General features: G+C 71.8%; 6 protein-coding genes. 4 read left to right on the top strand and 2 right to left on the bottom strand.

The features are described 5' to 3' along the window. Positions 1 to 6: 6 nt before the first annotated feature. Entirely contained in the window at positions 7 to 8,538 is an 8,532-nt protein-coding gene (locus tag K8638_RS09495) for an RHS repeat domain-containing protein (RefSeq protein ID WP_223754128.1), read from the bottom strand. Positions 8,539 to 8,905: 367 nt separating this feature from the next. Between K8638_RS09495 and K8638_RS09490 the strand changes: the two genes are divergently transcribed. The 3 genes from K8638_RS09490 (at position 8,906) to K8638_RS09480 (ending at position 11,821) form a co-directional block, all read left to right on the top strand. Continuing rightward, positions 8,906 to 9,400 carry a hypothetical protein gene (locus K8638_RS09490; protein WP_223754127.1) on the top strand — a complete coding sequence of 165 codons (495 nt, stop codon included), beginning with the start codon at positions 8,906 to 8,908 and terminating at the stop codon, positions 9,398 to 9,400. A gap of 11 nt (positions 9,401 to 9,411) precedes the next feature. Continuing rightward, positions 9,412 to 9,849: a hypothetical protein gene (locus K8638_RS09485; RefSeq protein WP_223754126.1), complete on the top strand. Its 438-nt coding sequence runs from the start codon at positions 9,412 to 9,414 to the stop codon at positions 9,847 to 9,849. Between the two features lie 265 nt (positions 9,850 to 10,114). Beyond that, the gene (locus K8638_RS09480; RefSeq protein ID WP_223754125.1) at positions 10,115 to 11,821 is read left to right on the top strand and encodes an LVIVD repeat-containing protein; all 1,707 of its coding nucleotides are present in this window, start codon (positions 10,115 to 10,117) and stop codon (positions 11,819 to 11,821) included. Between the two features lie 283 nt (positions 11,822 to 12,104). Here the strand turns inward: K8638_RS09480 and K8638_RS09475 are convergent, their stop codons facing one another. After that, a complete protein-coding gene (locus K8638_RS09475) occupies positions 12,105 to 13,340 on the bottom strand; it encodes a hypothetical protein (protein ID WP_223754124.1) in 1,236 nt (411 codons plus the stop codon). 468 nt (positions 13,341 to 13,808) lie between these two features. On the opposite strand from K8638_RS09475, the gene K8638_RS09470 reads away from it, so the two are divergent. Next, complete coding sequence (locus K8638_RS09470; protein WP_223754123.1) at positions 13,809 to 14,084, top strand: hypothetical protein; 276 nt, start codon at positions 13,809 to 13,811, stop codon at positions 14,082 to 14,084. Positions 14,085 to 14,161: the final 77 nt, after the last annotated feature.

Genomic DNA, 14,161 nt, shown 5'->3' with positions numbered 1-14,161 from the left:
AGGACTTCACGACGACTCTTCGTTGGACCCGAACACGTCGATGATGAGGTTGGCCGGAACGAGTGAGACCGCGCTGGCGCCCAACACTCCCGACACCAGGCCCACGCCCATGGCCACCTTGCCGCGGGTGCTGGTGGCGGCGAGCTTGCCCTTCGCCCGGTCCTTCACCGCGTAGCGGGTGGTGGCGTAGCCGAAGAGCGAGCCCCCGACGCCCACCGCGGCGCCCCAGAGCATGTCCGAGAAGACGTCGAGCACGTCCTTCCCGTCCACGTCGAACAGCTCCCGGCCGTACACCAGGTTCGTCATCGGGATGGAGACGAGCCCCGCGACGGTGTAGCCGAGGGTGCTGCCCACCACGGCGAGCGGGAAGGCCACCATGAACTGCTCCCACGCGTCCTGGGCGGGGTTGAGCGCGTCCTCGAGCTTTCCCCAGTACGTGGCCTCGGACAGCCACTTCTTGCTCCGGGTCCACGTCGAGCCGGGCCTGCGAATCTCCTCCGCGTACTGCTGGGCGCGCTGCTGGGGGAACCCGCGCACCTTCCGCTCGCGACCCGCCTTGCCGCCTCCCCGGACTCCGCCCGTGATGCCGCCCCGGATGAAGCCGCTCACCGCGCCCACGCCCACCTCCCCCAGGAACTCCTTCGTGCTCCAGGTGTCGGTGGTCAGCGCGTACGACATGCCGTTCCACGCGCCCGCGGAGACGGCGCTCGAGAGCGCCATCAACCCGGCCGTCGCCAGGCCCGTCGTGACGGGGATGAAGATCAGCCCGGCCACGGTGGCCCCCACGGAGACGACGCCGCAGAACACGGCGAGGGCGGCCCGGCCGGAGTCGGTGATGCACCCCGTCGGGTCCACCAGCGCCGTGGGGTGGTTGCCCACGTAGCTGTAGGGGCTGGCGAACTCGTTGGCCGGGTCCGTGGAGTAGAAGCGGCCCACCGCCGGGTCATACAGGCGGGCGTTGAAGTCGTAGAGGCCCGTCTCCGCGTCGTACGCGGCGCCGGTGTAGCGCTGGGTCATCCACGGCGCGATGTCCACGCCGGACTCGCGCGGCGCGCCGAAGGCCGTGTAGCCGAAGCCCGTCACCAGCGCGCCGTTCGCGTCGAACAGCGCCCGCGTGGACTGGAGCCTGTCGCTGGCGGCGTGGTAGCGGTCGCCGTTGCGGTACACCACGGGGAAGCCCGTGGGCCCCGGAACGAAGAGCACGGTGTCCGTACCTCCGGTGCGGAACAGCGGCCGGTCCTGGCCGGGGAACTGGAAGCGGCGCTCCTCCCCGTTGGCGTCGCGCACCCGGGTGGCCACGCGCAGGCCGTCCGAGTCGTAGGCGTACTCGACGGTGCGCGCGTCGCTGGCGCCGGGCCGGACGGTGATGCGGCAAGGCAGCGCCGTGCCGGGCGAGTAGGTGAAGTCCAGGTCCACCGGGCCGGTGCCCTGCGTGCGGCGGGAGGCCACCGTGCCGTCGGCGCGGTAGGTGTACGCCGTCCGCGCGCCTCCGGGCCAGGTCACCGCGTCCAGCCGGTTGGTGCCCGGCACGTACGTCATCCTGGCGCCGGAGAACTCGCGGATGTTGCCGTTGAGGTCGCCGTCGTACTGGAACGCCTCCGGTGCGCCGGCGCCCTCCACCGTGTCGGAGGCGGTGATGCGGCCGAGCCCGTCATAGCCGTACGCGAGCTGCTCGCGGTGCGTGCCGAGCGAGACGCTCGCGCCGCGCACGTTGTTGTCGGGAGAGAAGGTGTAGCCCTGCGTGGCGCGCGTCTGTCCGGAGGCCGAGGTCTCCAGCAGGTGGCCCGGCGAGTCGTAGTCCAGCGCCCACGTCACGGGGCCCGCCTCGCTCACGCGCACCCGCGCCATCGCATCCAGCTCGAAGGAGGCCAGCCTCGCGCCCGCCGCGTCGTGGATGGAGGTGACGTTGCCCAGGGCGTCGCGGCCGTAGTGGAGCAGGCCGGGCTCGGGGAAGAGCGAGCGGGGGAGGCCGATGCGCACGGTGGCCTCCGTGTTGTCGTAGGCGAAGTCCACCTCGTACGGGCCCGTCACCTCGCCGTCGTCCCACGTCACGCTCAGCGAGCGAGCGGCGAGCAGCCCCAGCGGCGTCCAGCGGTATGTGGACTCCACCGTCGCGGGCGCGCCCGTGTCCTGCGAGCGGGTGCGCATCAACTGGCCGAGGGCCAGCGGGTCGCTCCCGTCGCCGTCGTAGTGCCAGAGCCCCGTCGTCACCGCGCCCGAGGCCGGGTCCGTCAGCGGCCACCCGGGCGTGTTGGCCAGGGGGCGCAGCACCGCCTCGTCCCACTCGGCCGCCACGTGGCCGCGCGCCGTCATGCGGCCGAGCGCGTCGTAGGTCATCCAGGTGATGCGTCCCTCCTCCGCGTCCACGGAGGACTGGACGAAGCGCGCCAGCCCGCCGCGGTCGTGGAGGTAGCGGGACTCGCCTGAGTCCGGGGTGGACTCGGAGTACAGCCGCCCGAGGCAGTCATGGTCGCGGACGATGGCCGCGCCGGTGCCGTCGCGCCAGCCGTCGGGGAGGATGTTGCGGGTGCGCGTGCCGCCCGGCTCGTAGGAGATGGCCGCGGCGGAGACGAACGTGGCGCCGTCCTTCAGCGGCACGAGCCGCGCGAGCGCGGTGTCCTTCGCGTCACTCACGCGCAGGCGCTGCTCGCGCGTGGGGGACACGTACGTCGCGACGCGGAAGTCGGTGGCCGGCAGGTTCAGCCCGGGCAGCACCGGCGTGCTCGACGTGTAATGAATCTTCGTCGTGGGCCGCGAGTCCTCCGGGGTGGTGTACGGGTCGATGATGGCCCACGCCGCGCCCGGCAGGCCCACCTCCACCGGACGCCCCAGCGGAGACGCCTCCAGCCGCTGCCGCGAGTACGGGTAGCCGCCATCCGCCGAGCGCCCCGCCTCGCCGTTCCAGTAGTCCGAGGCGTCGCCGGCCATCGCCCCGCTGCCCGCGAGCGAGAGCTCGAAGGCCTCCAGGTCCACCAGCCCCGGGCGGTAGAGGAGCGGGGCCAGCGCGGCGCCCGAGCCGAAGTGCCCGGGCACGGGCTTCGTCTTGACGACGTCGCGTCCGAGCGCGTCCTGGATGCGCTGGGTGACGAGGTACGTCGTGCCGCCAAGCGCATGGAGCTGGCGGTCCGCGCCCGTGGCGTCCTGCAGGCGCGCCTGCAGCGACGGGCCCTCCATCCACGCCAGGTTGCGCAGGCCCAGCGTCCCCGCGCCGGAGGTGAGCACCGGCACGCCTCGCACTTCGCCGGCCACGGAGAACACCAGCCCCGCGTCCGTCCAGAAGAGCAGCCTTCCTCCTGTCACCGCGAGCAGCAGCGCGGCCGGACTGGAGGCGCCTTCGCCCACCGGCGCCACCTCCGCCCCGTCCACCTCCAAGCGCCACGTGCCGTCCCAGGACAGCCGCGCGGTGTCGCCCACGGTGAAGCCGAACCCCGCCGGCAGCCGCACGGGCCCGCCGTCGAGCGCCACCGGCTCGGCGTAGAGGGCCCATTCGTCCGTCTCCGTCGACATGGCGGTGAGCGAGGCGCTCGCCGCGTCCTCGTGCCGCAGCACGCCCCGGTCCGCGCGCCACGCGCCCTCCGCCGAGGGCGTCCACGCGTCCTGCCAGTCTTCACCGTCGCGGAACGACTGCAGCGAGCCTCCCCGCGTGGCCTGGAGGGACACCTGCGTGTTCGGGTCCTCCGCCGAGAATGTGTCGTGCCGCTGGCGGGAGCTGAACTCGAACTGCACGCCCTTGAGCTGGCCGTTGGCGCGCACCACGCCGAGCATGCGCCGCGCGGGCCCGTAGGCGACGCGCGACGTCAGGCCCCCGGGGCCCACGTGCGCGGTCAGCTTGTTCGTCCCCGGCTCGAAGGACTGCGCGAGGACGTGGGACTCGCGAGGGTAGAAGCCCACGTCGTCCACCCAGACCTCGCCTCCGCCTGCCTCGACGCGCAGGTGCACGGAGAGCGGAGCGCTGGTGCCGGACCGCGCGGCGTACTCCGCCAGCGGGAGGGCTGCCTGCACCCAGGCCCACCGCCCGGAGGTGTCCTCCATCGCGAGCCGGATGGGCTCACCCACCGCGGCGCTGCCCGACGTCACGGTGATGACCAGCGCGGGCGCGCCGCCCCCGGGGGCTCCGCGGGGCCGGGTGTACCAGCAGCCAGCGACGTAGGTGCGCGCGTTGGAGGTGGGCGTCAGCGGGGCGCGCGTCAGCGTCGCCGCTCCGCCCGGCAGCCAGGCGGACTGGACACCCGTGTGGGCGCGGGACTCGCCGACGGCGGCGCCTCCGGCGAACGTCCACGCGGAGAGCGACTCCTGGGGCTCGAAGCCGCAGGCGTCGGCCTCCCCGGCGGCGAGGTCCGCGTTCGTCACGATGAGCAGCGGCAATTGCCCGGCGTCATCCACTCGCGTGCTGTGCGCCACCCCCGCGGCATCCAGCGACAGCGTGGCGATTCCGCCGCCGCCGCGCGTCTCGATGAGCGTGCGCGCGTACCACTCGGGAGGAGGGGCCTGCGTGCTCGTGGAGAAGGGGAACCGCGCGGCATCCGGCGCCGTGGAGCCGCCCCAGTCATACCGGGCCGTCACGTCGAGCACCGTCCAGCCGCCAGCGGCCTGGAAGCCGCCGAACGTCGTCGCCGCGCACGCGGACGTGGAGAGGGTGCCGTCCTCGGCCCGCACCTGGGTGCGGAGCTGCGCGACGTGTGTGAGGACGTTGTGCCACGCCAGCGCGCGGTAGGCGGGCACGGCGGCGGCGAAGGTGGTGGACATCGTCGTCGTCCACGTCTTTCCGTAGACGTCCTTCGTGTCGAAGGACTCGGACGTGGTGCCGCCCGTCAGCGGGGCGGGGAGGTCATCCAGGTAGCCGTAGCGCGTCACCAGCGCGAGGCCGTCCCGCATGGAGCTGATGGACGCGGGGCGCACATAGGCGCCGTGCAGCGTCAGCGCGCTCCACGTGCCCGCGACGGCGTCCGCCACGGACGTGAAGCCGGCGCGCGTGGTGAAGACGTCCCAGGCGTTCGTCTCGCTGGCGACCAGCCGGCCCGTGTAGCCGCGCACCGCCGTGGGCGACCGCGGGTCCTCGTCGCTGTCCACGTTGTACAGCCGCCCGGTGGCGGGGTCCTCCACGGACCAGTACAGGTAACGTCCCTCGACGCGGCGGGCCTCGTAGACGGCCTGGGAGGACAGGGCCACCTCGGCGGGGAACAGCGCGCGCAGGGCGTCTGGCACGGGAGTGCCGGGCGCCACGTCGGGCGTGAGGCCCAGCTCCGGGGAGGTGGGCGCGGCGAAGAGTGCGGCGCCCTCGAAGGTGAGCGTCTGCAGGGGCTGGCCATCCAGCATGCTCAGCCCCTCGGCCGTCGACCCGTTGTCGTACGTCGTGACGGTGCGGCCGCCGCGCGACGCGGACGCGTCGTCACAGCCTTCCCACGACGTGGAGCGGTAGTACTTGATGACGTCGCCGGACGCGTCACACGCCGCGCTCACGCGGTCGAAGCTCCAGGTGGAGCGCAGCGGCGCGCCGAAGCCGGTGTCGATGCGCAGCGAGCGCACCGGCCAGTCCATCAGCGGCCCCTGGAGGGCGTCGCCCACGAAGCGGTGCAGGGTGAGATGGGGCGCGCGGTCGAAGTCGGGCGCCGTCTGCGGGTAGGTGACGAAGGTGTTCGGCCCCGCGGGGCTCTTGCCGGCACGCGGCGGTGACAGCGCGCCGTCGCGGGAGAGGGGGCTGTGGTACGTCTCACCGGCGATGGTGGACGTGGACTTCGCGCGTCCGTTCTCCAGCACGGCGAGCGCGAGCCGCGCGACGCCCTGGCTCGGCGGAAGCCGCCACGCGACGAAGGAGGGGGACGCGTCCACGACGCTGAAGGAGTCCGCGCCGGACGGGGCGCCCGTGTAGACGGGCCGCGGGCTCTCCGGGCCGGACCACGCCGGAGCGGTGCCGCGGTACCACACGGTGTCGCAGGCGACGATGAAGTCCCCGCCCGTGGCCGCGGGGTAGCCCGAGTCCTCGCCGGGCGGCAGCGCCGGCAGCGCCTTGGGCACGCGGGCGAAGCTGCCCGTGTCAGCGTCGTACGCGAGCAGCCGCGTGGTGATGGCGTCCGCCACGTTGAGCACCTGCAGCGCCACGTCCTGGCCATACGCATACGCGAGCCAGCCCGGGCGGCCGCGCCCCTGGTCGGTGAGCGCCTCGGAGAAGCTCCAGCTCACGCCGTTGAAGCGCCACAGGTACCGGTCCGTGCCCACCAGCTCATCGCCGGCCACGGAGGGCGTGGGGGGCCACGAGGGCGTGGGCACCTGCGTGACGGAGGACAGGCGCAGGTCCTCGGCGTCCGTGCCCTGGGCCTCCTGGAAGGCGTAGTCGGCGTCCCAGCGGCGCACGCGCAGCGCGTAGCGGCCGGTGGGGCTGGAGTCGAGCGCCTCGCACCAGGCGACCATGGAGGCGCCATCCGCCCACGCCATGGCCGACTGATACGGGCCCAGGTCCACGTCGAGCGAGCCGCCCGCGCTCCAGCGGTGGTCGCCGTCCAGCCACGCCAGGGACACCGTGCCCTTGCCGTCCACATGGTTCCACAGCAGGTAGCGCTCGCCGCGCGCGAGCACCTGCAGACTCCGCCCCCGCTCCGCGGGCCCGGTACCGCCGTCCCAGGTGCTCCGCTGCCAGTCCCACGTCAGCCGGTAGAGGCTGTCACCCGCGCCGTCGAAGCCGGTGATGACCGCCAGCAGGAAGCGGTCGCCCGCGGCCAGCCGCGCCGTGGTCGCCTGCGCGAAGGTGAGCCAGGAGGTCCCGTCCCTTCCCTGGTAGGGCTCCCACTCCCAGGTGCGCAGCGTGCCGCGGCGGAAGGGGTGCACGCGCAGTTCGTCACCGACGCGGTAGGCCAGCCCGAAGAAGTCCCCGGACGTGACGCCCGTGAGGGAGTCCGGGTCCAGCGCTTCTTCCCCGTCGAAGACGTACTCGCCGCTGACGGTGCTGGCCTGCCAGCGTCCCGTCCAGGTGTGGACCTGGACGCTCAGCCGCTTGCGCTCGGAGTCGAGCCAGCACGTGACGGCGTAGTCCGGCCCCAGCCAGACGAAGGGCGTGTGGCCGGAGCCGAACTCGGAGGGCGGCGCGACGACCTGGTCCCGCTCGCAGATGTCCAGCGCGACGGGGCCGTCGTACGTGAAGGTGCCGGTGGCCCCCTCGGGGTAGGTGATGCGCGTGAGCGCGCCCGGGTTGGCTTCCCCTTCTTCCAGGGCGTAGCCGAACACGTAGCCGGGCAGCGAGCGCCCCGCGGGGTCCTTCTCGATGATGCCCGTCAGGTATCGCTTGCAGAGGTCGGCGGCCGTCTCCGTCGGCGTGCCGGGGAGGGCGCGTGGCGGGGCGTACTGCAGCTCCACGCGGTACAGCTCGCGGGACTCCGAGTCCAGCACGCGCAGCCGCTCGAGGTAGCGCGTCTCGTAGCAGTCCTGGAAGGCGTTGGGGGTGTCGAGGTTCTCCGGCTCCTCGCCCTCGGCGGCGGGCACCAGCGTCTTGTGCGGGTCCTGGTACTCGTGGACGTCCTGCGTGTACCACTTGGGCGCGTAGTCCAGCTCCACGGCGCGGCCGCCCACGCCGGTGATGCGGGACAGGTAGCAGGCCTTCGTGTAGGGTAGCCCGCCCGCGCCGACGCGCTGCTCGACGGGCGCGTACGCGTACGTGACGCGGTCGCCGTAGCGGTCCACTCGCGCGACGACATTCCAGGCGCGCGCATACTGCGCCTGGCCTTCCGCGAGGACCGAGCTGCCCGTCCAGCTCCCCCGCGGGCCTCCGAAGCGCACGCCCCACTCGATGGACTGGCCGGCGCTGGTCGCGAAGCCCTCGGACGTCTTCGAGACGCCGCCGCCGAACCAGCGCTGCGTGCCCGAGTCGTCGACGAGCACCCAGCGCTCGAAGTCCGGGTAGTAGCGGACGCGCCAGAAGCTGAAGTCCTGCGGCTCGAAGCCGAGGCCTCCCGCCGCCACGGCGAGCACCGGCGTCGCGCCGGACTGCTCGGACAGCACGAAGGACTGCTCGTGCACGGGGTCGGAGACCTCCCACGGCCCCTGGCCGCTGAGGGTGGCCTGGGAGGACAGCGGCAGCCCGGCGCTGGCGAACGCGGCGATGAGCTCGGGGGGGACGCCGGGCCCGCCGAGCTGCGACGTGAGGGCCACGTCCAGCAGCGCGCGGACCCAGGGGCGCGAGGTGGGCACGAGCCGGTTGCGGGTGCCTCCCGTCTCGATGCTGAAGCTCCGCGCGGCGAGTGACAGGCCGCCGCTGGACTCCGCGATGATTCGCTCGCGGGGCAGCGTCCAGCCCAGGCCCGCCACGCCCGTGGGCGCGTCCAGGTTCCAGCGCGTCGCCGCCTGGTGGATGGAGCTGTCGTAGGACAGCGCCAGCTCCACGGTGAGCGTGTCGTCCCCCAGCTTCCCCCCGAGCGAGACGAGGGGCCGCTGGTAGCTGACCGAGCCGCGGAAGAGGTTGACGCTCTGCTTCAGCGAGCCGACGTCGGACGACGCGTACTGTGCCGGCCGCTGGGCGGGAACCTGGTTCGGGGCTTTCCGCTGTGCCATGGGGCTCCGGTGACTGTTCGGGGATGCGGTAGCTGGGATACAGAAGTTGCCGAGATGAACCTGTGAGAGGGCACGTTGAGGACGTGCCCTCCCGCCGCGTGATGCCGGTGCGTGTTCGGCGGCACCGGCCTATGCAGCCGATATGCCGATGGTGCCTGTCCGTCTCGACGCCTCGGAGATATGGGGCGCGAGCCCTGCTCCGTGCGTTACGGCAGGACGCTGGTGCGTCGATGCCGTACGCGCCGCCTTCTCCTCCGGAGTCCGCTCGGCGAACGCGCGGTTGGCCTCGCGAGGAGCTGCGCGCTCCGTTTCACACCGTGAGAGGCTTGCCTCGCGGCCACGCCCCTTCACCGCAGGAGAGAACACGATGCATCGTCCCGCTGCTCCGAGGCCTTCCATCCTGCTGCCCCTGGCCACCGTGCTGATGGCGCTCGGTGTCCTGCTCATCGCGCCGCCCGCCTGGGCGGACAAGCCGGCCAGGCCCACGACCCGGCCCGTCGACCGGCACTTCATCCGCAAGGTCGACCAATCCACCGTCGCCAAGGACAAGAACACCGTCATCGAGTCACGCGTCGACGTCAGCCGGGACGTAAAAGAGATCAACGACGGCAAGGCCAAGAAGGGCAGCGAGTCCGGTACCATGACCTGGTCCATCAACGGGCGGACCTATGGTGCGCACGACAATGGTACGCTGTTCCCCATCCGGGGCTCCGGGCTCCACGAGCTGAACCGCTCGGCCTTCAAGGCGCTGGGTGTCTACAACAAGTTCAAGGACACCCCGCGCGCCAGGGAGATCCTGGACAAGATGGGCATCTCGCCGGGTGACAGGCAGGCCGCACTCAAGGCGCACAAGGCTGGCTGAGAGGGAGAGACATGCAGCCCGAAAGACAGGTTCTCGGATTTCTCGTCCGTGGCGCCGTGAGCGATGAGCACCTCTTCGAGAGCATCGCCCGCGCGCTCGGCCTTCCTCCCGGCGGAGCGGCACGCTTCGACGTCGACGGCCCCGCCGATGCGGCCGTGCTCGTCGAGACCACGCTCCGGCCCGCTGGCTTCCGCACGGATGTGACCCTCTACGCCGATGCTTCCCGCGCCAGCGGAGCCCCCGGGCTCACATCCCTGGACGTGGCGACCCGGGTCTCTGCCCTGCTCGGCGAAGAGGTCCTCGTCTCGCCTCCCGCGGACGACCCCGCGGTCGCCACCACCTGGCTCCTCGTCACGCCAGAGGGCAAGCGCTTCCGGGCCAACGAAGTCTCGCTGGGCGATGACGAGGACTCCGTCGACATCGACCGCGCCTCCCTCCGCCCCATATAGCCGGAGGAAGCACCACCTCGCCTCCCCCTCTTCGAATGACCGGGCCGCGCGGTACAGGCGCGTCCTTCCACCGCCCCCGGCGCGCCTGGCGCTCTGCAATGTCTTGACCAACAGGGCCGGAGCGTTGCGAATCGGCACTCGCGGCGGGAGTCGCGCGTCACGCCGCAACCATTCCCGGGGACGCGCGCCATGCGGGCCCGACGGAGACGTATCCGGACAGGCCGCCCGCACTCCCGCGCGGCGCCCTGCCCGCGAGGTCTTCTCGATGACGTCCTCACCGCGCTCGCCGTGGGCGCTGCTGCCCACCTGCGTCCTGTGGCTGTTCGCGCTCTCCGCCTGCACCGACTCGCCCGAGCCCCTCCCCACGCCCATTTCCACCGAGGACTCCGGCACTCCTGACGAGGGAGACGCCGACGCGGGCCCGGATGACGCGGGCTCCGGCGATGCCGGCTCCGACGACGCGGGCCCCGAGCCCTGGGACGGCGGCTACACGGTGCTCGAGGAGCGCGGGAACTGGGTGGACCGGGGCCGCTACGCCCCGTGCGCCTTCGACTCCGTCGGGGACCCCGCCACCGTCTCCTGCGAGGACCTGGCGCGCTACGACCTGTCGAAGTGCGCCCCCGGCGCGCTCGCGGACGTCGAGCCGCACGGCATCTACCTGACCGACCTCCGCACGGAGCGGCGGCTCGCGGACGGCGGCACCCGCGTCACCCCTGGCTTCACCAGCTTCCAGCTCCACTCCGACGGAGGCACCGACACGATGTCCGGTGCGCCCCTCACCCAGCGGCGGACGGATGGCGGGACGTTCTTCATCGCCAGCGCGAACACCTTCGGAACCGTGACGGCGCTCGCGGGGTGTCAGGTGCCCTCGCCGGGTGTCCTCACCGGCTGCTTCACCCGCTGCTCCGGCGGGAGGTTCGCGGGGACGGGCACCTTCGAGGCCCACCGCGTGGCGGTGCACGCGGGCGAGGAGGAGTCCTCCGGCGGGCTGCGGCTCATCTCGGAAGCGCACGTCGCGCTGGGCGAGCCCGCGGACGTCTTCGTCACGAAGGACCACGCCTATGTCGTCTCCTTCGCCCGCTTCGGCGTCAGCGGCGGGCTCACCGTCTTCGACGTGAAGGACCGGCGCTTCCCCATCCTGAAGACGGCCATCAGCCTGCCGGGGGACAACTACTGGAACGGCGTCTGGGCCAGGGGTGACGCGCTCTACATCGCGAGCATGGCCTCGGGCCTCATCGTCTACGACATCTCCAACCCCGCGGCCCCCGAGTTCATCCGCAGCTACGCCGCCGGTCCCGAGGGCGTGCACACCGTGCTCGTGGACGGGGACCGGCTCTACGCCATGTCACTGAATGGCGCGACGTTCGTCTTCGACGTGTCCACCCCGCTGAGCCCCGTCCTGCTCCAGAGCATCTCCCTGCCCGTGGAGCTCTCCGAGGGCGGCCCGCATGACGCCTTCGCCTACCAGGGGCGCCTCTACATCAACCACGGCAACGGCGGTTACTCCGTCATGGACGTCACCGACCTGGACAACGTGCGGCACCTGGGCCAGTTCGTGCACGGCGGCCGGGCCTACTCGCACCACAACGCGGTGGGCACCTTCGCCGGCCGCACCATCGCCTTCGAAGGCGGCGAGACGAACGGCGCCCACCTGCGCGTGCTGGACGTCACCGACCCCACGAACATCGTGAAGATTGGCGAGTTCCGCATGCGCCCCGTCACCTCCATCCACAACATGATTCTGCGCGGCGACCGCCTCTACATCGCGTGGTACCAGGAGGGGCTGCGCGTGCTGGACGTCTCCAACCCCACGAAGCCTCGGCAGGTAGCCCACTACAACACCTTCCGGGAGACCGACCCCGGCCGCACGGACAACATCTACGAGGGCGCCTTCGGCGTCCGCGTCCCCGGCGACGGACACGTGTACGTCGCGGACTCCGCGCGCGGCCTGCTCATCCTCAATGAGCCGTAGTTGACGCAAGGCCAGTGAGGTTCAAGCGGCCCGGGACAAGAGAGCCAGGCCCCTGCCGCGCACCCCATGGAAGGGCGGCCAGGGCGGGCGTGTCCCCAAGGGGCGGAACTTCGACATCGAGACTGTCCTGGAGTCGGATGACCGTCACCTGTCCTGGCCAGCCGCGGCTACCGGGTACTGCCAACGGGCGAGTCGAGGATGGATGCGGCCGTGGACTTCCCCAATGGCCCCACGGGGGCATGCGGGCTCCCGGCACCGGACACGCACGGGGGCGGATTCGCGCTCAGCGCGTCGACTCCACCTCGGGCTCCTCCGTCGAGCGGGTGAGCACCCGCGCGGGGCTGTCCAGCACTCGCGTGTCGTGCTTCACGCGCGCTGCCAGGGTGTAGCCCCCCTCGGAGCCCGTCCCCTCGTACACGGCCAGGAAGCGGTCGGCTCCGTAGGCAACCTCCGGGGTGCTCTCCTCCGCGAAGTCACCGCTGGAGATGAGGAAGCCGGAGGGGTCCTTCACCTCTCCGTACTCCGTCACCCGCGCACCCCAGACGCGGGGCGCGCCGTCGCGCGAGTCGCCCCAGACGACCAGGGACTTCGGGCCATGGTGGGCCACCGAGGGGAAGAGCTGATCTCCCGCTGCCGTGGAAATGGGAAGGCCGTCCGGGTCCTCCACGCGTCCGTCGGAGCGCACGCGCGCGCCGTAGACGTCGTAATCGCCTCCCCGGTTGTCGGACCAGACGACGAGGAAGCGCCGTCCGGTCCACACCACGTCGGGTGTGCGCTGATCCCCGGGCACGGAAACGAGGGGGCGGCCTCCCGGGTCGAGAATGGTGCCGTCGGGCAGCACCCGGGCCCCATGGATGTTCCGCGCATCCAGGTCGCCTCCGCGCGTGTCGCCCCAGACAACCAGGAACTCCCTTCCGTTCCAGGCCACCGCCGCACTGTCCGCGTCGCGGTCGGAGTCACTGAGACTCCTGGTTTCGAGGACCGTCCCGTCGGGCCGCATCCGGGTCATCCAGATGTCGTCCGCGTCATCCGCGGTGACCTCATACGTCACCAGACACATCTCCCGGCCGCATGCGATGTCCACCGGGCCAAACACGTCGCCGGAGTAGAAGACCTCGAAGAGTTCTCCAATCACCTCGCCCCTCGGGCTCACCCGGATGCCGGAGGCCCCATCCCCGGTATCCCAGACAACCACGAAGTTCGTACCGTCATATGCGATGGCGGGCTGGCCTCCGGCGCCAGGGAGTGGATTGAGGCGGATGCCCTCCGGGTCGAGGAGCGTCCCGTCTGGCTTCACGCGTGTGGCGTAGACGTTGCCCTCCCTCACGTCCTCCCATGCCACCAGGTACTTGCCACCGCCGTAGGCCACCGCCACGTTCCCGCTTCGCAGAGGGCGCGGCTCGGGCAGGGGCTTCTTCCGGTGCTGAGAGGACACCTCCTGCTCCGGCGCCTCCGGGTTCGTCTGGGGCTCCGCGGCCAGGAGCTCGGACTCCCCGGCCACGGACCCGCATGCCAGCATTGTCGCCCCCAGCAACACGCCTCCCCACCAACGCCTCAATCCGTACATGTGCATCCCCCTCTCGTGAACGACACGCGCAAGGTTCTGCTCTCGACGAGGGATGACAATTCGCCCGTTGGGGTGGGGCCTCGAGTGCCGGCCACATCTCCGCGATGCCGCCACCGCACCCTGTGCAAGCTCCCGCACGGTATGTGCAGACACACTCACACGAGAGGGGGGCCCCAGGGGCGTCCCTGATGGTGCGTGACTTGCAGTAGCCCCGGCATGCACGCCAAGGCAATCCAACAGCGCCCTTCCTTACGCGCTCGGAGTGGGCTCATGTCCCTCCTCTTGCTGCTCCTCGCGGGAACTGCATCGGCTCAACCTGTACAGGTGCCAGAGGCGGCACCAGAGGGCTCGCAAGGCACGCCAGGAACCTTCGGAGCCGAGCCACTACGCTCTCGTGAGGATCCGCGCGCCGGAACGCAGATGGGGATCGGCACCGCGGGCTACCTGACGCTGGGGCTGGCGGGTGGAATCGCTGGGGGACTGGCGGGCGACGCGATGTGCCCGGAGGGCGCTGACCGCGCCTGGGTCTTCTTCAGTCCGTGCCGGATGAGTGCCGCGCTGCTGGGCGGGCTCACGGGCATCGGCGTGGGATACCTGCTGGACCTGTGGTGGCGTGACGACTCCCAGGCGGCAATGTCCCCGGCACTGGTGGTCGGCCCCGGGGGCGCGAACCTCGGGCTGCACGGACGTTTCTGACTCGGCGTACCACGCGCCAACGTCGGCGCCCGTTCGGCGCTCGCGCGCCGAGCAACGGTAGCAGGCGCAGTCGCTCA

Origin of the sequence: Myxococcus sp. RHSTA-1-4 (genome assembly GCF_020037125.1) — a bacterium.
In the GTDB taxonomy this organism is placed as follows: Bacteria; Myxococcota; Myxococcia; order Myxococcales; family Myxococcaceae; genus Myxococcus.
This window is presented reverse-complemented; position numbering and strand designations above follow the sequence as displayed.